Origin of the sequence: Sulfuricurvum sp., assembly GCF_019163035.1 — a bacterium.
In the GTDB taxonomy this organism is placed as follows: Bacteria; Campylobacterota; Campylobacteria; order Campylobacterales; family Sulfurimonadaceae; genus Sulfuricurvum.
This window is the reverse complement of record NZ_JAFLKV010000042.1, coordinates 1-22,762: the sequence shown is the minus strand read 5'-3', so window position 1 is coordinate 22,762 and position 22,762 is coordinate 1. Positions and strand designations below refer to the sequence as shown.

General features: G+C 43.6%; 17 protein-coding genes. 9 read left to right on the top strand and 8 right to left on the bottom strand.

Going from position 1 to position 22,762, the window contains the following annotated elements; all coding sequences use genetic code 11:
• The 5 genes from JZU62_RS03910 to JZU62_RS03890 all read right to left on the bottom strand — a co-directional run.
• Window positions 1-583, bottom strand: a 583-nt coding sequence (locus tag JZU62_RS03910; protein ID WP_295012098.1) for a potassium-transporting ATPase subunit KdpA, incomplete at its 3' end; no start/stop codon positions are given.
• 235 nt (window positions 584-818) lie between these two features.
• A complete protein-coding gene (locus JZU62_RS03905) occupies window positions 819-1,325 on the bottom strand; it encodes a phosphatidylglycerophosphatase A (RefSeq protein WP_295012096.1) in 507 nt (168 codons plus the stop codon).
• An 8-nt stretch (window positions 1,326-1,333) separates the two neighbouring features.
• Window positions 1,334-2,524, bottom strand: coding sequence for a sulfate adenylyltransferase (locus JZU62_RS03900; RefSeq protein ID WP_295012094.1), 1,191 nt, complete (start codon window positions 2,522-2,524; stop codon window positions 1,334-1,336).
• Complete coding sequence (locus JZU62_RS03895) at window positions 2,502-3,389, bottom strand: response regulator (protein ID WP_295012092.1); 888 nt, start codon at window positions 3,387-3,389, stop codon at window positions 2,502-2,504. The genes JZU62_RS03900 and JZU62_RS03895 overlap by 23 nt, the downstream gene beginning before the upstream one ends.
• Entirely contained in the window at window positions 3,386-4,507 is a 1,122-nt protein-coding gene (locus tag JZU62_RS03890; RefSeq protein ID WP_295012090.1) for a bifunctional 2-C-methyl-D-erythritol 4-phosphate cytidylyltransferase/2-C-methyl-D-erythritol 2,4-cyclodiphosphate synthase, read from the bottom strand. Before JZU62_RS03890 ends, JZU62_RS03895 begins: the two co-directional genes overlap by 4 nt.
• Window positions 4,508-4,722: 215 nt before the next feature.
• Between JZU62_RS03890 and thiC the strand changes: the two genes are divergently transcribed.
• The 3 genes from thiC (at window position 4,723) to JZU62_RS03875 (ending at window position 9,200) form a co-directional block, all read left to right on the top strand.
• Window positions 4,723-6,105, top strand: a complete 1,383-nt coding sequence (gene thiC / locus JZU62_RS03885; RefSeq protein WP_295012088.1) for a phosphomethylpyrimidine synthase ThiC — start codon at window positions 4,723-4,725, stop codon at window positions 6,103-6,105.
• A gap of 22 nt (window positions 6,106-6,127) precedes the next feature.
• The gene (locus tag JZU62_RS03880; protein WP_295012086.1) at window positions 6,128-7,300 is read left to right on the top strand and encodes an Mrp/NBP35 family ATP-binding protein; all 1,173 of its coding nucleotides are present in this window, start codon (window positions 6,128-6,130) and stop codon (window positions 7,298-7,300) included.
• A 106-nt stretch (window positions 7,301-7,406) separates the two neighbouring features.
• Window positions 7,407-9,200 carry a GGDEF domain-containing protein gene (locus JZU62_RS03875; protein WP_295012084.1) on the top strand — a complete coding sequence of 598 codons (1,794 nt, stop codon included), beginning with the start codon at window positions 7,407-7,409 and terminating at the stop codon, window positions 9,198-9,200.
• Window positions 9,201-9,343: 143 nt separating this feature from the next.
• On the opposite strand, the gene JZU62_RS03870 is transcribed toward JZU62_RS03875, so the two are convergent.
• The 3 genes from JZU62_RS03870 to JZU62_RS03860 form a co-directional block, all read right to left on the bottom strand.
• Window positions 9,344-11,182: a diguanylate cyclase gene (locus JZU62_RS03870; protein WP_295012080.1), complete on the bottom strand. Its 1,839-nt coding sequence runs from the start codon at window positions 11,180-11,182 to the stop codon at window positions 9,344-9,346.
• 100 nt (window positions 11,183-11,282) lie between these two features.
• On the bottom strand, window positions 11,283-13,097 hold the full coding sequence (gene glmS, locus JZU62_RS03865) for a glutamine--fructose-6-phosphate transaminase (isomerizing) (protein WP_295012077.1): 1,815 nt from the start codon (window positions 13,095-13,097) through the stop codon (window positions 11,283-11,285).
• Between the two features lie 2 nt (window positions 13,098-13,099).
• Window positions 13,100-15,607: an HD domain-containing protein gene (locus JZU62_RS03860; RefSeq protein ID WP_295012075.1), complete on the bottom strand. Its 2,508-nt coding sequence runs from the start codon at window positions 15,605-15,607 to the stop codon at window positions 13,100-13,102.
• 133 nt (window positions 15,608-15,740) lie between these two features.
• Between JZU62_RS03860 and JZU62_RS03855 the strand changes: the two genes are divergently transcribed.
• From JZU62_RS03855 to JZU62_RS03830, 6 genes are all read left to right on the top strand, one after another.
• Window positions 15,741-16,679, top strand: coding sequence for a GGDEF domain-containing protein (locus JZU62_RS03855; protein ID WP_295012073.1), 939 nt, complete (start codon window positions 15,741-15,743; stop codon window positions 16,677-16,679).
• Window positions 16,680-16,731: 52 nt separating this feature from the next.
• The gene (gene mqnE, locus JZU62_RS03850; RefSeq protein ID WP_295012071.1) at window positions 16,732-17,793 is read left to right on the top strand and encodes an aminofutalosine synthase MqnE; all 1,062 of its coding nucleotides are present in this window, start codon (window positions 16,732-16,734) and stop codon (window positions 17,791-17,793) included.
• A gap of 9 nt (window positions 17,794-17,802) precedes the next feature.
• Window positions 17,803-18,372: an aminodeoxychorismate/anthranilate synthase component II gene (locus tag JZU62_RS03845; RefSeq protein WP_295012069.1), complete on the top strand. Its 570-nt coding sequence runs from the start codon at window positions 17,803-17,805 to the stop codon at window positions 18,370-18,372.
• Window positions 18,369-19,556 (top strand): hypothetical protein, encoded by a 1,188-nt coding sequence (locus JZU62_RS03840; RefSeq protein WP_295012067.1) that lies wholly within the window; start codon window positions 18,369-18,371, stop codon window positions 19,554-19,556. The genes JZU62_RS03845 and JZU62_RS03840 overlap by 4 nt, the downstream gene beginning before the upstream one ends.
• A gap of 91 nt (window positions 19,557-19,647) precedes the next feature.
• Window positions 19,648-20,964, top strand: a complete 1,317-nt coding sequence (locus JZU62_RS03835; protein WP_295012065.1) for an ATP citrate lyase citrate-binding domain-containing protein — start codon at window positions 19,648-19,650, stop codon at window positions 20,962-20,964.
• Between the two features lie 9 nt (window positions 20,965-20,973).
• A partial coding sequence (locus JZU62_RS03830; protein WP_295012063.1) for a citrate/2-methylcitrate synthase occupies window positions 20,974-22,762 on the top strand: 1,789 nt, incomplete at its 3' end.

Sequence of the window (22,762 nt, the reverse complement as noted above, 5' to 3'; positions counted from 1 at the left end):
CACCATGAGACATCAAAAATATCGCATACACGAATGCAATCGGCAACAAAATACGCAATGTCGTTTTGGTCGTATCAACGTAAAAACTTCCGATCCCTCTCCCAGTAAGTCCACGCATTAATGCTACGGCGACGGCTGCACCTGTTGCCGCAGAGAGGAAGTTTTGAACACTTAGCCCTGCCATTTGTGAAAAGTAACTCATGGTACTCTCTCCGCCGTAGCTTTGCCAATTCGTATTGGTTACAAAACTAATCGCCGTATTGAGTGCCAAATGCCAACTCAAATTAGAGAAATTTTGAGGATTAAGCCCCATACCACTTTGAAAATAGAGGATAAAAAAGAGGATAAAAATACCGAATAGATTAAATACCATCAATGAGAGGGTATATTCTTTAAAACTTTGTGATTTTTCTGCCTTGATTCCACTAATACGAAACAAAGCATTTTCAATCGGGGTCATTATCGAATCAAGAAATGTTGTATGCCCGTCATATACTTTATAAACATAGTTTCCAAGAAAAAATCCGAAAACAACTACCGTGAACGCGAATAACGCGAACAAACCCATATCCAAGACTTCCATTTACAGCTCCTCAATCTTTACAAGAGTATAAACGAAGTACAGTAGCAAAGAGAGCGCAAGCGTTGCACCTACAATCATATCAATCATCATCTCTGACTCCATTACAGAATAAATTTCAACTGTAATCATATACCCGAAGGCGGTCAAAAAAAGCTCAAATAAAAGGGGGGAAGCATAAAGAAAATATCAAGAAAAGTTCCTCAAAAGAGGAGATAGATTGAAGAGAGAAGTTGGTTTAGGCGATCAATCCGCTTTTTAAAATCACTTGCCAGATGAGTGCGGCGGTGATCCCTGCGGCGAATCCAGCGATGATATCATCTCCCATCACACCCAGACCTCCTTTGGTCTCGCGGTCGATTCGACCGATAATCGAGGGCTTTTTAATATCGTAAATGCGGAAAAAGATAAAACTCAGGACGATTTGAAGGGCGATACCGTTATTCCATTGCATCAGTGTCGCCATGTCAAATCCGATCCCAGGAGCGATTGAGAGGGCAAACCACATCCCGACGAGTTCATCGATAACGATACGGCTGTCATCGTGTTCGTTGACGATACTCTCATGTTTATCAATCGCTTTGATTGCAATGAGTGTAATGAGAATCGTCGCCATAAAGAGAGTTTGAGGACCGAAATAGAGGAGTATTGCGATTCCCAAAGGGAGAGAAGCGATAGTCCCCATGGTTCCGGGAGCTTTTGGGAAAAGTCCGCTGTAGCCGACGGTAATGAAAAACCAATTCATAAAGAGCCTTACGTTAAAGAGGTAGTTTGGTATAAGCGCATCAGTTCGACGTAAAAATCTTTTTCGGTGTGCTCTTCGAGGAGACCGTTGACGGGCATGATGTCATAATAGAGCTTGGCGAGATTTTTAAATCGGTTCGGGTAAAGCGACGCGACGATCATAGACGATATCTCTTTGCGAACCAATACGGCAGGGGGGAGAAGCCCTTGTTGCATCAGCTCCAAAATGGATTCGGAATGGTACGAGATATGGTGATGGTGTCCGTGTGGACAGGTTTGAATACTCACCAATGTTTTACACTGATTACAGTAGACGTATTCGCTCGAAATCCCCACTTCGATATCAATACCTATGAGTCGATCGATAATCGATTTGTTGGCATTGTGGTCGTAATACATTCCGATTCCGGCGTGATTTTGTCCGATCATGAGACGATTGCATCCGTAGTTTTTAGCAACGATGGCATCGAGGATGACTTCATTGCTACCGGCAAAAATATAACTGCTCTCCAAAGGGACGATCACTACCCGATTTTGAGGGAGATAGTTCTCCACAAAAAACTCCAGTGTCCGATAGCGGAGGTCGTAGTGTAAGTTGGCATTATTGTACGGTTTAAGAAGGAAAATAATGATGAGGTCGGTTCGCTCTAAGCTCTGGCGGATAAGACGCTCATGGGCTCGGTGGAGAGGATTTGCCGCCATAAACAACGCGGTGATATGCTGCGCGCCGATTTGCTCTTTTGCCTCGTTAATCATCGTTTGGATCGATTGAACGCTTGATAGATCGATGGAGTAATCTCCGCAAATGGCAAATTTCCCCAACCGTTTATGGGTCGCACTCACTCCCGGATGAGAGAGATCTTCGGTGCCGTAGATTTGGCGAAGACGCTCACGCGGGTCGATGGGATAGATTTCATCAACACAAAGCTCACCGATGAGAACATTATCACAAATCAGATCGAGCATCTCACCTTTGGCGGCGGTCGTGAGGATGGTTTCATTCACTTTTCCGCTAGGAGAGAGGATAAGGGGAAATGGGAATGTTTTCCCCATAAACATCCCGCTACTGAGAACCTCTTTGCTCTGAGCTTCATTCATAAGTGCTGTTACGGGGCTGAGCATCCCTGATTTGAGAAGGGTAAGGGCGGAGACGGCCTCTTGGTCGATAAAGAGGGCTCTATTTTTTCTTGACGATGCCATATTTCTTTCTCTTTTCCCATAAACTTTTGCGTGAAATGCCGAGTTTTTTAGAGAGTTCCGTGTCAGGGAAACGGTTTTGGAAATGGATCATAATGTATTTAACATACTCTTCAATCGGCAAAATTTCTCCTTGATCGAAAAGGTGACTCTCACTTTCGATTTCGATCAGCTTGAACGGAGGATTATCGATTGGATCGCTACTGGCAACGATACATTTTTTCCCGGTGATCAGTTCATAAAACGCTTTATGTTCCGATTTTTTGAGGTTTTGGAAATCGGTAATAAAGAGGATTGAATCTTCACCAAAAGAGGCGATATCACTAAACGCTTTAGCTGAAGAGAGGGAGATAAACTGCAACGTTTTATCATGGTGTGCCGCGTAGCGAAACGCAAACGCATCGGCGTATTTTTGATATCCACTGCAAATGAAAAGAGGAAGCTCGGTTTTATCCAAATCTTCATCCACATTGATCGAGTTAAAGGTGTGAGTGAGATAACGCTCATAGGTTTGGTTTTGACGGCGAAGGCGTTCATGGTTTTGAAAATGTTGAATTTTACGGATGAGCTCTTCGATCATAAACGGTTTGAGGATGTAATCTTTCGCTCCGGCAGCCAGAGGTTTGGAGACGGTATCGTTGCTCACGTAGCTGACCATCAAGATTACGACGGCATTTTTATACGCTTCGATTACGGGATAGATGTCTTGACCACTGATGTTGGTTGAGAGGAGTACAACATCATAGGGTATCCCTTTTAGCCCCTCTTTGGTTGAGCTAGAGATATCACAGTTGTGACTTAGATCGCTGAGTTTAGAGGCGATACTTTGTGCGAGATAGATCTCGTTTTCGATAATGAGTATATTCATCCGTTTTTCCAATCAAAATAGTGTACTGATGCAGTTGCGATCACGCCGACCCCCTCTTCACGTCCGATAAATCCCAGATGCTCGGTGGTTGTCGCTTTGACATTGACACGGGCTGCTGGGATGTTGAGGAGTGAAGCTAGGCTAATGCGCATCTGCTCTTTATAAGGGGCGATCTTAGGGACTTGAGCGATGATCGTAATATCGGCATGGAGGACAACAAAGCCGAAATTATGGAGCTTTTCAACGCATCGTCCCAAAAGCTTTCGGGAGTCAATATTTTTGTAGGCATTGTCGGTATCAGGGAATAACATCCCGATATCACCTAAACATGCCGCTCCCAAAAGGGCATCGATAAGGGCGTGGATAGCGACGTCGCCATCGCTGTGCGCCTTAAACCCGTAAGGACTATCGATCTCTACTCCTCCGAGCATCATCGGTTTCCCTGTCTCGAAAGGGTGAACATCAAACCCGTTTCCGGTAAAAACAACACTAGAGGGTGCACCTAAACACGCTAATGCCGCCGTATCTCCGGCATGGGTAATCTTGGCGGCACGTTCATCTCCGAGGATAAAATGACGTGTTCCTCCGCAAGCGACGACGGCACTGCTCTCATCGGTATATTCGACATCACTCTCTAGCGCGCGGCGCAGTACATCGCTACGGGAGAGCTGAGGCGTTTGTATCCGCTTGACTTGCTCACGTGCAATTGTCTCATTGTTATACACCACCGTATCGTGAACATCAAGCGCTGGGACGATGGTATCGGCAAGCTCTTTGTTCTCTAATAAACGCGCTATCAAATCGGGATCGACACAGGCGCGGGCGATATCACTCACCATAACATAAGGGGTTTTGACCTTTTTAAGGGCATTTTTGAGTGATTGCTGACGGGTAGCTCCGCCGGAAACAATGGTGAAATCACACAAGGGGGTCATGAACGGTATTTCATCCGCATGAGCGACGAGAATAATGGTTGCATTCGGAAGTGAGGCTTTGATACGGTTCGTAACATAAAACCATAGAGGATCATGCCCAATTCGTAGCCATTGTTTTTTTACAGGGACTTTAAAACGGCTGGAGTTACCTGCGGCAAGCAAAACAAGGGTAAAATCAGACAAAATGTATCCTATTTTGAAAACTGTTACGAAATTATACACTCAAAAAGCTTTTTTTTATCTTGTTTTCGATAAATTATAGAATATAACAAGGGGAAAGAGGGAGAGTTTTCCTAAATCCTCTTGAAATTTTTAATCTACATTAAAAGAGAGTCTACCCTTTTAGGGGCTCTTCTTTATAAGTCCAATTAAGCTTTTGAAAAGATCAAGGAGAAAGTATGAGAACTGAATGGGTCGACAAAAGACAAAACGATACCGTCCGTACTCAGATGTACTATGCCAAGCAAGGTGTTATTACAGAAGAGATGGCATACGTTGCCGCAGTAGAGGAGCTTGATCCTGAGTTGGTGCGTTCAGAAGTAGCACGTGGGCGTTTGATTATCCCAGCTAACATCAATCATAAAAATTTGGAGCCGATGGCAATTGGGATTGCGGCACGCTGCAAGATCAATGCCAACATCGGCTCATCGGCAATTGCAAGCGATGTACAAGGGGAGATTGAGAAAATTCAAGTTTCTCAACACTATAAAGCAGATACCGCAATGGACCTCTCGACGGGAGGAGATTTGGATGAGATTCGCCGTGCGGTGATCGAAAACTCTAAAATCCCTATCGGTACGGTTCCTATTTATCAAATTTTGCACGATGTGAACAACAAAATCGAAGATTTGAGTATCGAGGTAATGCTCGAAGTACTAGAGCGCCAAGCACAGCAAGGGGTGAGTTATTTCACCATCCATGCGGGCTTTTTGCTAGAGACGATGCCCAAAGTCGCGAAACGTAAGATGGGGATCGTTAGCCGAGGTGGATCACTCATGGCGGCATGGATGATGCACTACCATCGTGAGAACCCTTTTTACACGGCGTACGATGAGATTCTCGATATTTGTGCCCGATATGACGTTTCCCTATCACTGGGGGACTCGCTCCGTCCGGGATGTCTGGCAGATGCGTCTGATGAAGCGCAACTCGGTGAACTCAAAGTATTGGGTGAATTGACACTCCGCGCATGGGAGAAAAATGTTCAGGTGATGATCGAAGGGCCGGGACACGTCCCTCTCAATCAAATCGAACGTAACATGAAAATTCAACGCGAATATTGTCACGAAGCACCGTTTTATATCCTTGGACCTCTCGTTACCGATATCGCGGCTGGGTATGACCATATCAGCTCCGCTATCGGTGCAGCGGTCGGCGGATGGCATGGAGCATCGATGCTCTGTTACGTTACCCCGAAAGAGCATTTAGGCTTGCCGAACGCCGAAGATGTCCGTGCAGGGATTATCGCCTATAAGATCGCGGCGCACGCCGCCGATATCGCACGCGGTCGCAAGGGTGCACGTGATATTGATGATGCAATGAGCGATGCGCGTTATGCGTTTGACTGGAAACGTCAGTTTGAACTTGCCCTTGATCCTGAGCGGGCGCGTGAGTATCACGATGAGACTCTTCCTCAAGATGTTTTCAAAGAGGCGGAGTTTTGTTCAATGTGCGGACCGAAGTTTTGTTCGTACAAAATCACCCAACAGATCATGGACAACCCTGAAGCAATCGCGCAGATCGCTGCCGAAGTCAAAGCAAAAGCACAAAGCGTAAGCTAAAAATTATTAAGGAGATACAACTATGACAGAAGAAATTGTAAAATCGGCATTATCAAAAGTTACTTATCCGGGATTCACGAAAGATATCGTGACTTTCGGATTCGTTAAAGAGATTAAAATTGAGGGTTCAAACGTGAGTGTTACGGTTGATATCACTTCAAGTGCCCCTGAAGTGGCACACCAAATTACGACGGAAGCGACCGATGAATTAAAACGTGCCGGTGCAACTGAGGTTGTTATCACTATTCAGGCTCCTAAAATGCCTCGTGAGAGTTCATCGAAGGGTAAAAATATCGCTCCTCAAGTGAAAAACTTTATCATGGTAAGCTCGGGTAAAGGGGGAGTCGGTAAATCGACGACGTCGGTTAACCTCGCAGTCGCCCTCGCCATGCAAGGGAAAAAAGTGGGTCTTTTGGATGCCGATATTTATGGACCGAATATCCCTCGTATGATGGGTCTGGATGGTCAAAAGCCTGAAGTAGTCGGTAATAAAGTTCTCCCGTTAAAAGCATACGGCGTGGAAGTGATGTCTATGGGCTCACTCATGGAAGAGGGGCAATCGCTCATCTGGCGCGGTGCGATGGTTATGAAAGCGATCGAGCAATTCTTGCGCGATATCGTTTGGTCGGATTTGGATTGTCTCGTTATCGATATGCCTCCGGGTACTGGTGATGCACAACTTACGTTGGCTCAAAGCGTTCCTGTTACCGTCGGGGTTACGGTGACAACACCACAAATGGTATCTCTCGATGATTCACGTCGCAGTCTCGATATGTTCAAAAAACTTCATATCCCAATCGCGGGTGTTATCGAAAATATGAGCGGATTTATCGCTCCTGATACGGGTGTTGAGTATGACATTTTCGGTAAAGGGACATCCAAAGCGATGGCGGATCAGTTTGAGACGTGTATCCTTGCTGAAATTCCAATCGAACCCGCTATCCGAACGGGGGGAGATGAGGGGAAACCGGTAACCTATTATGCACCGACCTCTGAAACAGCAAAACGCTACATGAAGGCGGCGGAAGACCTTTGGGCTACCATCGAGAAGATTAATGCCGATGGCGGTGTTGATAACCAAGCGATCCAGCCTAATACACCTCCGGGTGTATCGGCGTGTTCTACCGCTGCTGCACCAAAACAAGAGGCACCTGCCTCCAGTGGAAGCTGTGGAACCGGCTGCGGCTGTCACTAAAACAACCTCTTTTCTCCTCGATTAAGAGGGGGAAGCTCCCCTTTTTTATAACTCTAATCTTTTTTTCAGTATAATCGATCTATTTACGTACTATAAGTCAGGAATAATGAAAAAAGAGAAAACATTTTTTACCCTTGTGATCAGTATTGTAGCCATAATGGCTCTTTTCGTTGCCGTGTTGGCGGTGTCTTTTCGCTATATGACACTTCAATCAGCCCAAAGCAAGGGAACGTTAGCCGCGCAAATCGTTCGTGAATCGCTAACGTCGCACATGGTAACCGGAAGTGCCGATTATCAGAATGAATTGGTAAAACAGATCGGGTCGTTGGAGGGGATGAAACGCGCATGGATTGTCCGTTCCGATGCACTCAGCGGACAATACGGAAGAGGACTCTATCCGCAAGATCCTTTAGATGACATAGATCGCTCTGTGTTGCGAGAGGGGAAAGAGATTGAAAATATTTCAGGTACACTTTTTTCGGACACACTCTATCGACTCTCTATCCCTTATGTCGCAACTGAGAAGGGGAAAATCGATTGTCTTAGCTGCCACGATACCAAATCAGGGACTGTTCTAGGGGCTGTATCGATTGAAATGGAGATCAATGATCTTAAAGTAATCGGACTTATCGCTGTTGCACTATCCATCACCGTCCTAATCGTATTAACGTATTATCTATTGAAAAATGTACGTCGTTTCATTTCTTCTTATAAAGAGACATTGGACGCAGTTGCATTAACAATGGAGAAAGCTGAGGGGGGTGACTACACGAGCCGCATTGTCTCCTCTGAAACATTGGATGGGTATAACGCGGCAATGTGGACTAATTCGGTTCTGGAAAAATTAGATTCAACCCTCAATGAGAGTGGACAAAAAATGGCATCTCTGATTCGACTTGATCAGCAAAACAGTGATCCTCTCTATACGCTTCAAATGGGTGTACATCAGCTTTATGAGGTTGAGCGCTTTCGAATGGAGATAGAGAAAGATCAAAATCTCGATGAGGTGTATGCTCGTTTAATCGCACTTCTGCGCACCCGCTGGAATTTGAGCAATTTTAATATTTTAGAACTCAATCCTCTCGATAAAACGACCCATGTTGTCCATACCGAAAAAATGCTTCTTTGTGATGCAACGAGTGGATGTCGAGCTGATCGTACCAGTGGAATGGTCGATTCAACCCAATGTGAAGTGGCGTGTCCAAAAATGATTGATCCCGATGCCCATTATGTGTGTCAGAGCTATCCGATAGTTGACGATTTGGATATTGTAATCTCTTTAGTTAGCTATGACGTACGTGAAGTGCCCATGATACGTTTAGCATTGGAACAATTAGGCAATTACATCAACGCTTCTAAACTCCAAATTATTAATAAAAAATTACAACAAACGGTTCGTATAGACCCTCTTACACAGCTTTATAACCGAGCATATCTCGAAGAGCTTACCAAGCTTATCGTGGCACAATCGACACGTACAATGATCCCTTATGGTCTCTTAATGATTGACATGGATCAGTTCAACATTATTAATCACTCGTATGGGGCTGTTGTGGGTGACGAGGTAATTAAAGCAATGGCACATAATATTCATGAGAACATACGACAAGGGGATATACTCATCCGATACGGTGGAGATACATTCGCTGTTGTTTTGTACGATTATGAAGCCGATGAGGTTAGTGAAGTTGCTGAAGTCATCCGTAACTCGTTCAAGAAGAAAATCCGTGTCAATACCTACGCGATACTCAAAACAGTGAGCATCGGAATATCTCTGTTTCCTGCTCAAGCATCCGATATGTTACAAGGGATCGAATACGCTAAGCGGGCGTTATTAGAAGCAAAACACCAAGGGGGGAATGTCTCTTTGGTGTATGATCCGAAGTCTATGCCGGTTTAATTTGATAGGACCTCTTTTTATTTCGTATGCTACTCTCGTGAAACAATGTCTTTCAAAGGTATGAGTGGTAAGAAGAGGGGCAGATTATAAAAGGAGAAAAACACTCCTACTAAAGTGGAGTGTTTCTTATAAGGAGATAGTGATTAGAATTGATCTCCACCACTAAACATTCTCTCTTCAAACTCGATAACACGGTTACGTCCGGTATGTTTCCCCTCATAGAGAGCAATGTCAGCGAATTTAATGACTTTCCATATAGAATCGGCTTGAGATGGGAAGTGCCCAATACCGATACTCAATGTTTTTTGGACACTATCATTTCCAAATTGGAATTTTTTCTGATTAAAGAGAGTACGAATTTTTTCCGCAACCGCCAACGCCCCCTCCGGTGTGGTATTGTGGAGTAAGACTAAAAACTCTTCTCCACCATAACGTACTGGAAGATCGGATTTACGAATACTTTGTACCAAAATTTCGGAGAGAGATTTAATAACCACATCTCCAGAATCATGGCCGTAGGTATCATTAACCATTTTGAAATAGTCGATGTCAATCATCAGTACAGCATACGACATATTAGAACGAGCTGCTTGCTCTGAACTTTTATCGATAAACTCTTCCAAGAAGCGGCGATTATAAAGACCCGTTGCTCCATCACGTAGAGATGAATCGCGGAGTTTGTCCATTAAACTACGGCTCTCAATAACTGCTTTCGCCGCTTCAAAATAGTTACGAATACTCGGAAGTGCAAGATTCATCGCTTCGATAGTTGTCGTATCTTTGGCAGAATAAGAGAGGATCAATGCCAAGTCGTCATTGATATTGAACGGAATACATGAGTACTCTTTATGATCCGCACAGTTAGCGCATATTTCTGGAAAATCCGTGGAATAAACATCGCTTGCCGTGCGGTAGGCTCGACACTCATAGGTATCTTTGTCAGCTGTTGGCAAACAAAAACTTTTATGATCGGTAATATGAATCAATTTCCGTTCTTTTGTTGTTTTATCCACTTCATAAAGGGCGAAATGCTCAAAATGGAATTTATCTCTTAAAATATAAATAAAGCGTTGGTAGACAGCATCTTTATTAGCATCATGCTCAATCGTCTTTTTAAATTTATAAACATCGGAGAGCTCTTGAATAATGACTCCGGCAGTACTGAGTGGGTCAGTATTCGAGATATTACTTCTGGATGCAAAAGTATTTAGGTTATGTCTGATATTTCCAAAGGTATCTTCCATTTTTTGAAAGAGGGTATTCATCTGATCGGCAACTTCACTTCCGGCATCTTTGAGTGTTGTGGTAAATCGGAAACTAAAGTCACCTGTACGAGCCCGTTTGATACCATTTTGAAGATTCTCAAAGAGTTTCATATATGGTTTGAAATAGTAATTGGTAACCCAAAGAGCAATGATGATAAAAACAACATTGATGGCAAAGATTTTGGCAATCGTCATAGCGCCAGTTTGTCGGATATCATTGATGTTGAACTCCATACTGATAGCACCAAGAACATCCCCCTCTTTAACATTATGACAGGTGAGACAGTTGGGACTGCCGTAAGCCGTTGCGGTGTAGGGAATCGTTACTCGTAAAACCGCATTACTTGTATCTTCGTGAATTTGTCTGACGCTAATTCCATCTTTGAGAACTTTACGGTCGATAGCATCTCTTGGCTTTTCATTTTGCATTCCTGCACCATATTGATTTCTAACACTATCGGAACGGACGATCCATAGCTTTTGAACATCTTTAATATTAGCAATATTGGAGAGAAAAAATTCTCGCTTATCCATTATGCCGTTGACCATGTGTGCCGTTAAACCGTCTCGTACGATTTCAGCTGTCATTTTTGACTTTTCGATGGCATTGTTATATCCATAATCACGGAAGTTAAGGGCAACATTAGTGATAGTAGCGATGGCAAGTCCGATGAGCATCAAAGCAACGATAAATAAAATTTTCCGGTTAGCGTTCATTTATTTTATTACCTTATAGTATAGTTGTCGGATTATAGAAATATAGTTAAGTAAAGACAATAGCTAAATTATTTTTAAACTTAGATGAAAGCGATACGGTTTATTCAACCGTAACACTTTTGGCGAGATTTCGAGGCATATCGACATCATTACCCAAACGGATAGCGATTTCCATGGATAAAAGTTGTAATACCATCATCATTTCAAAAAATTCACACATATAGTCATCATGAACATGGGTGCGAATGTGATCGTCCGCTTTATCAAAATCGAGTGGACTGATCGAGCAGATGGTAGAATCTCGGGCACTAAGCTCTTCGATATTACTTTTAGTTTTATCATAAAGTTTATGCTGTGGCAATAGGGCAATGGTAAAGAGCTCCGGATCGGCGAGGGCGATAGGACCGTGTTTCATTTCACCGCTCGGATACCCCTCAGCATGAAGATAGGTGATCTCTTTGAGTTTGAGTGCCCCTTCAAGCGCAAGTGGAAAGAAGACGTCTCTCCCGATGAAAAAGAAGCCGTGCCCGTGAAGGTAACGCTTGCTGAGACGACGAAGTTGCTCATGAAGAGCATTGTCAACACTAACGGTTGAGGGGAGGGTACGTAAAAGGTGGATTTGACGTTTGATCTCTTCCGTAGCGAGCGTTTTTTTACTACCCGCTAAATAGAGGCTAAGCATCCATAACACACACACTTGGGTGGCAAACGCTTTGGTGGATGCAACCCCTTTTTCGATCCCTGCACGGGTGAGGATCGAAGCATCGGCGAGACGAACCATAGAGGAGTTATCGACATTACAGATCACCATTGTTTTGAGGTTATTGCGTTTTGCCATTTTGAGGCTCTCTAGAGTATCGGCCGTTTCACCGCTTTGGGAGATGACGACAAAGAGGGTATCAGGGGTGAGAAACGGTTCACGATAGCGAAATTCACTGGCAATTTCGACAGATGTTTTGATTTTTGCATGGCGTTCAAACAGATAGCTCGCAACGAGTGCTGCATGGTAGCTCGTACCGCAGGCACAGAATTTGATCTCGTTGATCCCTTCAAATAAGGTTGGATCAATTTCTTCAAAGTAGACACTATCGTCACGAAGTCGGCCAAGGAGTGTATCGGCGAGGACACGGCTTTGCTCATAAATCTCTTTTTCCATGAAAAATCGAAATCCCTCTTTTTGGGCAGAGAGTTTGTTTTCAGAGAGCGCGGTGAAGCGGAGAACGACAGGAATGTTGTGCTCATCGAACAATGAAATCCCCTCTGCGGATGCGTAGCCGTAGTGACCGTCTTCGAGGTAGATTACTTCATGGCATTTTCCGATCAATGCGGCATCGGAAGAGCCGAAAAGGGTCTCATTTTCGCGATTACGTCCGATAATCATCGGAGAACCGTGTTTGGCGAAGAAAATGGTTCCCTCCGTATCGGCATTTACAAGGAGAATCGCATAGGCACCTTGAAGCTGAGAGAGGGTTTGTTGGAACGCTTCAAAGGCAGATGGTGCCGTTTTGAGCTGATATTCGAAGAGATGGACGATCACTTCGGTATCAGTCTGGCTTAAAAATTGTACCCCATGAGCGGTGAGCATGGTTTTGAGCTCTTGATAGTTTTCAATGATGCCGTTATGAACAACATAGGAATTTTGTCCCAAGTGAGGGTGGGCATTAAGTTCGGTAGGTTTACCATGCGTTGCCCAACGGGTATGTCCGATACCGACGGAGAATCCGGTACTCTCAAAATTTTGAGCTTTCTCTTCGAGGTTGATTAGTTTTCCGACCGCTTTAAAGAGGGAAAAATTCCCATCTTGCAAGACAGCAATCCCTGCAGAATCATAACCGCGATATTCGAGTTCTCGAAGTCCGTCAATCAATATCTTTTTAATCGGTTTGACTCCGATATATCCGACGATACCGCACATAGTTACTCTCCTACTAATTTATCAATTATTTCGCGCGCATTATCGCACATTCTGTTTTGTTTTTCGATTAAGAAGTGGTCTCGTGCTATATTTTTGTTTGTATGAATTTTAGCGGTCGCTATATTGATCTGAGCTTCATCGAAACATTGAACAAAATAGGCTAAAAGTCCCCGTTGGTTCGTCGTGGTAAGGTTGAGTTGTGCGTAATGGATAGAGTGGTCGCAATCGATAGTAATTTCATTTGGTTTAATAACTGGTTTGGGGAGGTTCAGTTTTTTAGTCATATCAAACGCCTCTTCGACGATGATTTGGATCTGTTCCATCGTCCCATCCAAGGGACGTTGCAAAAATTCTATTTTGAAGTATTTGATACCATCAAATAGGGTAAAAATATCCATCGAAGCGACATCGAGATAGCTAAGCTTTCCGAGTAAGTAGCCCAGATTTAGTGGAATGCGGCGGAAAATATGGATGACAAGCCCCCCCTCGATATCGAGTTGATAGGTGAATGTTTGACATTGAAATGCCTCTTTGGAAATATTGATGATGGCGCTCGGGGTGTGTTTAAAAAAGAAAAGGTTTGACTCGATAGAGAGTATTTTTTTCTGCTCGATTTTGGAGAGTTGAATAAACTCTGGATCGTGATTCAGGCGCTTTTCTTTATTTTCACGCTTGATCGCATCGGTAATTCGATCATTTTGAGAGGCGATTTCAAGAGCCGCTTCGTAGAGTTCATGGAGTAAGTTTGCACCGAAACTCGTATAGGTACCGCTTCCGACTCCATTAATATCGGCATAGGTTAAGATGTAGAGGAGTGTCAGGTTCTCCGGTGTTTTGATTTTGGACATAAATTGATAGAGGGTTTTTTCATTATAGAGGTTTTCACGATAGGCGACATTGCTCATTAGTACGTGATGGCGAACCAACATTGCACCCCGCTCGAACTGATGGGTGGGGAGTTTGAGATTTTTCAAAAACGGGACGATCAGTTTGGCTCCCACCTCGGAGTGATCTTGTTTTCGCCCTTTGCCCGTATCATGCAAGAGGATAGAGGCTTTTAGGAGAAGCTTGTCCGCAGAACTGAGCGGATTATAGAGAGCTTCGACATAGGGATCTTTAATGTGTTCAAGAGCTTCGATACATTTAATCGAATGCAAATCGACAGGGTAGTGGTGATAGCCGTCAAACTGAGGTAAATGGAGTACTTTTTTAAAGGCTCCGATAAGATGATGCAAAATTCCCGCATCATAAAAGAGTTTTACAATCACATAAAAATGTTGACGTTCAAAAAGTTTACGTAATAGTGTATAGGTTTTAACTCTCAAGGGATGTTTGATAAGGGTATAGGTGAAATGAAACAGTACACTGGAATCAAAATTCCATTGGCAATCTTCCAAATTAACCAGCAATTCCAACAGAGTATCGATTGGAGGGGTAGGGATATTATACGAAGCATACAAGGTCTCTTCTACCTGATAAAATCCTTTTTGGATTCTACCTGCACGAAGTGCCGTGATTTGTGTCGGATCATTGAGGTAAGGGCGAGCCATTTTTTTGACATAAATTTGGGTGAAGTTGTTGATTCTCCATTGTGCTTCGAGTAACCGACTCACCAGTTTACGCTCATCACTGAATCCTAACATCTGTGCAATGCGGGGCATATAATCGAGAACGAGCTGGTCTTGCTGTTTGTTGCTGATGAGATGGAGGGCACTTCGGACACGGAACAGGAGCTCCAGAGCGATTCGGTATTCGCGGTATTGCTCTTCGCTAAAGAGTTCACCGCTAAGTTCTTTGAGACTATTAACCCCATAAATCGTTTTAGCTAACCAATATAGGAGTTGGGAATCACGCAATCCGCCCACCCCCTCTTTAATGTTGGGTTGCATGGAAAAAGGGAACTTACGACGACGGATATCTGCTTCTTCGATTTTTGCCATAATGAATGATTTAGGATTATCGTGACGGATCGTGGTTAGACGATTTTGAGTAGCGCTCCACGTAAAGGGAGAACCGATGATGAGTCTTGACTCCATCATGGCGGTTTTGATCGTGATATCTTCGCGGGATGCCCCTAATAAATCGTTGACGTCATGGACGCGATGACCGAGTTTAAGCCCCGCATCCCACGCTAAATAGAGAAATTTTTCGATGATTGCTGAGGTGTTGTAGCCATCGTTTTTTTCATACACGATCATGAGATCAATATCGCTGTGAACGCACAACTGTTCGCGTCCATAGCTACCTAATGCGATAAAGGCGATGGGGATATTGCTCCGCATCGGGAGGTAGTTTCCGAACATCCGACGTAAAACCGTTTTATACATTTGGGAGATGATCGAGTCAAGTGTTTTGGTATGGATGACGAGGAAATCTTTTCCCTGATTGCGTTCGAAAAGCTCTAAAAGGGAGTTTTTGTAATCGGATATATGGGTTTTAAAGAGTTTAGAAATTTCAAAATCGCTCGCGCGACGTTCGATAAGGTCTTCTATTTGTTCAGTGATACTCATAAGGGCTACTTTTTATTTTATTGTAGCGCATAATCGTTTTTTCTGAGAGAAAACGAGGATTAAAAATGAGGCACAAAACGAGTCTGTTGACAAAAAAGATGATACAATCACCTCAAAGCGAGGAGTAATAATCATGGATAACACTACCATTTATCAAAAAGTCATAGATATCCATGACCACGCGATGGGGATTTTACGCTCGATGAAAGTCCCACCATACCCCTCGCAGTATAAAAAGTTTTTTGACAAGCTTTTTTTGGAGAGTGCCGATGAAGCGCTCCGTAAAGATCAGGAAAGTGTTGATCAAACCGTTCTTAGCGATTCAAAAGCCGATGTAACCCAATACCTAGATATGGTTGAAAATTCGGTTGTTTCCTTTATCGAATCGCATTCACAGATCGCATCGGTCGTCGAAGTACAACGTCAATACATCGATAATGCCCCCTCAGATTCGGTCGAAAAATTTGTTACCTTTATCGAGGGGTTAGGTGCGTTAAAGCAAAATATGTCCGATGAGCTAGAGAAGGCACAGTCCAAAATCAATACATTAAACAAAGAGCTTCATGAAGCACGCGCATCCCTAACCACCGATCCGTTAACCAAAGTCGGAAATCGTCAAGGATTTAACGAAGATATAAAGCCCCTGATCGAAGCAGGAGCGGATAAAAAACTTTCAATGGTTTTGATGATGATCGATGTCGATAATTTTAAATTTCTCAACGACGAATACGGTTATGTCGCAGGGGATAAAGTCCTCTATTTTATTGCCCAGACGATCCATGGGATGATCCGAAGCGCTGATAGTGTCTATCGCTACGGAGGAGAAGAGTTCGCTGTTATCCTAAACCGTTGTGATGTCTCTCAGGCTCACTCCATAGCAGACAAGATACGCGAAAAAATAGAGAAAAATAACCTTTTGTATGCAGGCAAGAATGTTCATGTCACGATTAGTGTTGGAGTGACGGTTCACAAGCAAGCCGATACACTGGAAGATCTGATCGGACGCGCGGATAAAGCGCTCTATTGTGCGAAAAAATCAAATAAAAACTGTACGATGTTATTTGATTGGTAGTATATTTCTTTTGCTATAATGCGCGTCAAAATAAGCTATTAAAGATTTTAGTATGAATTTGATTGAAAAAGTAAAAAACAATGAGCGTTTGAACTTCGACGAAGCGGTTGCATTGTATGATTTAGACCTCTTTACTCTTGGTGAGCTTGCGGATGAGCGTCGTCAAGCACTTCACGGTAAACAAACCTATTTTAATATCAACCGCCATATCAATCCTACCAATGTATGTAAAGATATTTGTAAATTTTGTGCTTACAGTGCAAGCCGTAAAAATCCCAATCCTTATACTATGAGTCATGAAGAGATTTTGGCGATTACCGACGATATTGTTTCTCGCGGTATCCGTGAAGTACATATCGTCTCTGCCCACAATCCTGAAACGGGATTAGAGTGGTATTTGGAAGTGTTTAGTAAGATCAAAGCACGCCATCCAGAACTTCATATCAAAGCCCTCACAGCGGCAGAAGTTCACTTCCTCGCTGAAGAGTATGGCAAAAGCTATGATGATATTATCGATTTGATGATAGCCAACGGGGTTGACTCGATGCCCGGAGGCGGAGCGGAGATTTTCGATGAGAAAGTACGCGACTACATCTGCAAAGGGAAAGTTACTTCCGCTCAATGGCTCGAAATCCACCGTAAATGGCACGAACGTGGGATGAAATCGAATGTCACGATGCTTTTCGGACATGTTGAAGAGCGTTCAGACCGTATCGATCACATGATGCGGATTCGTGACTTGCAAGATGCTACGGGGGGCTTTAACTGTTTTATCCCGCTCGTGTATCAGAGCGAGAATAACTATCTCAATGTCAAAGAGTCGATCACGGCGCATGAAATCCTCAAAACGATGGCGATCAGCCGTATAGTTTTGGATAATGTCGCTAACCTCAAAGCCTACTGGGTCACTTCGACGGTAAATTTAGCGCTCGTTGCCCAAGAGTTCGGGGCGAACGATCTGGACGGTACAATCGAGCGTGAGTCGATCAACTCCGCCGCCGGAGCTAAAAGTGCGAACGGAGTGAATCTCGAAGAGTTTGTTGCACTGATTAAGAACAGCGGATTTGAACCTATTGAGCGTGATAGCTTGTATAATACGATCAAAGCATGGTAAGGAATTGTAATGATTTTAATGATTGATAACTATGACAGCTTTACCTATAACATTGTTCAGTATTGTTTGGAATTGGGGGCGGATCTAAAAATTATCCGTAATGATGAGCTGAGTGTTGAAGAGATCGAAGCGCTCCATCCAGAAAAGATCATCATCTCTCCGGGGCCGGCGACTCCCGATGATGCAGGAGTGACCCTCGATGTCATTCGCCATTTTGCTGATAAAGTTCCTATTTTAGGGATTTGTTTGGGACATCAAAGTATCGCACAGGCGTTTGGCGGAAATGTTGTGCGGGCAAATCGGATGATGCACGGCAAGACATCGAAGATGGTACGTCAGGGAGAAACCCCGATTTTCAACAAACTTCCCGAAATGTTTACGGCGACTCGCTACCACTCGTTGATCGTGGAGCAAAAAAATCTCCCCGATGTGATTATCCCAACTGCCTACAGCGAAGACGATCATGAGATTATGGCGTTAGAGATCAAGGACAAACCGATTTACGGCGTTCAATTTCACCCCGAGTCTATTATGAGCGAATTCGGGCATGAGATATTGAACAACTTTTTGAAACTATGAGAGAACGAGCCCTTTTTTTAGCACTCTTAGGGATTAATTTTTTAATCCTTGTGTTAGAGATCAAAGGGCTCTCCATCGGTTACAACGAAGCCAAAATACTTTATGCGCATGACCCCTCTTTATTAGGCTCCTTAATCTCCTCCTCACTTCATTTTTTCGGACAAAACGATTATGCGCTCCGAATCCCGATGATCGCGCTGCATCTCGTGTCGGTTGTATTGCTGTATGAGATTTCTAAGCACTATTTGTCACGTCCGTATGATCGGCTCTGGCTTGTTCTTATTTATGTACTACTTCCGGGGGTGACCAGTGCGGCTTTGGTCGTTGATAATGCCGGTTTGGTTATCGCTTCTCTTTTCCTATTTGTTTATTTACATCTGAACGCAGGTCGTTATGCTTTGGTCGTATTGCCATTATTGGTTGTGATTGATCCGGCTTTTGCCTATCTTTTTGTTGCATTGATACTGTATGGGTTCTATCGTAAAGAGTATCTCTATAGTGTTATCGGTGCCGTAGCGTTTGGTGTCTCCCTTTCATTATACGGTATACATGTCGGGGGATTGCCGGAGAGTCGATTTTTAGATGTTTTGGGTGTTTATACCGCTATTTTTTCTCCCATCGTATTTATTTATCTGTTTTATGTCCTTTATCGCCGCATGATTGCCAAAGAGTGGGATTTGATATGGATGATTTCGATGAGTGCATTTATGATTTCATTGCTGCTCTCGTTTCGTCAAAAAGTGGATGTGCAAACGTTTGCTCCGTTTTTGCTTTTGGCGTTGCCACTCGCCGCACAAACATTTTTACATACCTATCGTATCCGATTGCGTGAATTTCGTAAACGATATCGATTTCTCTTTTATGCCGCTTTTGTTTTGTTGATCATCAATGCGTTAGCGGTCTTTTTTAATCACTACCTTTATCGCTTTTTGAGTAATCCGAAACATCATTTTTCCTATTCTATGCACGTGGTGAAAGAACTTTCACATCAATTACATCGCGATCATATCCGATGTGTCGATGCACAAAACGAGAAACTGCAATTACGGCTTCGTTTTTACGGAATCACACACTGCGAAGATTACCGATTAGAGGAGCAAACGCACTCAAACAGTAAAAAGGTTACAATAAGTTACAATAATAAGCCTATATATAAGACGTATGTTACCAAAGTAAACAAATAATCATCTTCTTGCGACTAAAACCTCTCAGATATCAGTCAAATTCTTTATAAGTGATATAATTTTCGTTAAATAGATTTTCGAAGGAGTTGCAATGGCTCAAAGAGCGATTCGTGAATACGACGGTAAAGCAATTTTCTCTAAACATTGGGAAAAATACTTCAGTGGTTTTCATTACGGTTTCAAATCAGTATTGGTAACCAATGGTGATGAATTGCGTGCATGTGCGCAAAAACATGGTTTTGAATGGTTGAAACAAGAGGCTCTTGTTGCTAAACCGGATATGTTATTCGGTAAACGGGGTAAAAATGATCTTGTATTGTTTAGAACTACTAAACCGGGTGACGTCACTCTTGAAGAAGCCGCAAAATGGATTGATGAAAAAATTGCTCACGAAACGACTCTTCTTTCAGGACAACACGGGACATTGACCCATTTTATTGTTGAGCCGTTCACTCCGCACTCTCAAGACCAAGAGTACTATATTTCAGCAACCACTGTCGGTGAAGATGATGTTCTTTATCTATCGGCTGAGGGCGGTATGGAAGTAGAAGAGGGATGGGAAGAGAAAGTTAACGAAGTAACGATTCCTATCACAATGGATGATGCAAACATCGCTCATTTGATTCGTGCCAATGTTCCTGCGGGAATCCCTGCGGAAAACAAAGAGCGTTTTATCGCTTTTGCTGAGCAGTTTTACAAATTTTATCGCGATCAAAACTTCGCCTATCTTGAAATCAACCCGATTGTTATGATCGGTAACGATATGCACATTCTTGATCTTGTTGCACGTCTTGATGACACGGCAGGATTTATGATGGGCGACGCTTGGTGTGGAGCTGAGTTCCCGACAGCATTCGGGATGGAAGATCAATCTCCGGAAGAAAAAGCGATTGCAGAAGCAGACTCGAAATCGGGTGCTTCATTGAAACTCACTATTCTTAATCCTATGGGTCGTATCTGGACAATGGTTGCAGGTGGTGGTGCATCGGTTGTGTATGCGGATACTATCGCTGACTTGTCCGGTAATGTTGCAGATCTTGCAAACTACGGTGAGTACTCTGGTGGACCGACTACGGGTGAGACTAAATTTTATGCGGACACCGTTTTAGATTTGATGACACGTCATAAAGATCCAAAAGGGCGCGATAAAATCCTTATCATCGGAGGTGCAATTGCAAACTTCACCGACGTTGCAAAAACTTTTACGGGTATTATCCAATCATTCGAGACCTATGCGGATCGTATGAAAGCACATAACACACGTATTTATGTACGTCGTGGTGGACCAAACTATGAAAAAGGTCTCAAAGATATTAAAGAAGCGGCAGACCGTTTAGGTCTCTATATCGAAGTTTATGGGCCAGAAACGCATGTCACTGACATCGTTCGTATGGCTTTAGAGAAGTAGGAGATTAATATGGGTGCTTTATTTACCAAAGATACACAAGCCATTTTTTGGAACAACAACGCGAGTGCTATCCAACGTATGTTGGATTATGATTATGTTATTAATCGTACAAAACCTTCGGTTGCGGCAATTGTTGCCCCAACGTCAGGTAACAAATTCGAGAAATTTTTCTATGGTCCTGATGAGATCATGGTTCCGGTTTTCCGCAACACGACAGAAGCGGCAGCAGCGTTTCCACATGCAGACGTTCTTTTAAACTTCGGATCATTTCGTACCGCGTACGATGTTACTATGGAAGCGATCACGCTCAAAGGACAATTCAAAACCGTCATGGTTACGGCTGAGGGGATTCCTGAGCGTTTAGCGCGTAAGATGAACCAAGCGGCTCGCGATGCGGGTGTAGTTGTAATCGGACCGGCAACCGTCGGCGGTATTGCACCGGGCGGATTCAAAATCGCAAACGTCGGCGGAACCATTGAAAATATCATTAACTCTAAACTTCACCGTGCGGGTTCATGTGGTCTTGTAACCCGTTCAGGCGGTTTGTTCAACGAACTTTCAAATATCGTCAGTATCAATGCTGATGGTATCGCTGAGGGTGTTGCAATCGGTGGAGACCGATTTGTTGGTTCTGTATTCATCGATAACCTTCTTCGTATGGAGAGCAACCCTGAAGTTAAATACATGGTTCTTCTCGGCGAAGTAGGCGGAACAGAAGAGTACAAAGTGATCGAAGCAGTAAAAGCCGGCAAGATCAAAAAACCGATCATCGCATGGTGTATCGGTACGATTGCTAAACATTTTAGCTCAGGTGTTCAATTCGGTCACGCAGGTGCTTCGGCAAATGCAGACGCAGAAACAGCAGCGGCTAAAAATACGGCAATGGCAGCAGCAGGTATTCATGTCCCTGCGAGCTTCAACGATCTTCCTCACACGATTGCAGAAGTTTACGGAAAACTTCGCGCTGAGGGCACTATCGGTGAAATCGTAGAGCCTGAATTACGTGAAGTACCAAAAGTACGCCGTAAAAAAGAGTTCATTTGTACGATCTCTGATGACCGTGGTGATGAAGCAACCTATGCGGGTTATCCGATTAGTTCGGTAGCAACGCCTGAGACAGGTTTTGGAATCGGCGATGTTATCTCACTCCTTTGGTTCAAAAAACGTTACCCGAAATGGGCAACCGATTATCTTGAAACGGTTATCAAAACCGTTGCCGATCACGGTCCTGCCGTTTCAGGTGCACACAATGCAAAAGTAACTGCGCGTGCAGGTAAAGACGTTATCAGCTCCCTTGTAACTGGTCTTCTTACTATCGGACCACGTTTCGGTGGAGCGATCGATGATGCAGCTCGTTATTTCAAATACGCAAATGACCGTGGTATGAGCCCTGCTGAATTTATTGATTATATGAAAAAAGAGGGTAAAACGATCTCGGGTATCGGTCACCGTATTAAATCGGTTCGTAACCCTGACCTTCGTGTATCCGGTTTGAAAAAATACGCGGCAGAGCATTTCCCAAGCACTCCGTTGCTTGATTTCGCTCTCGAAGTAGAAAAATTGACCACATCAAAAAAAGATAACCTTATCTTGAACGTTGACGGTACAATCGGTATCTTGATGGTTGATATGTGGCGTGCTCTTGGATATTCCGAAGACGAAATCGATGGCTTTATTGAAGCGGGTGCATTAAATGCCTTCTTCGTAGTCGGTCGTTCAATCGGATTTATTGGTCATATTTTGGATGAAAAACGTCTCGGAATGCCGATGTATCGTCACCCGACAGACGATATTCTCT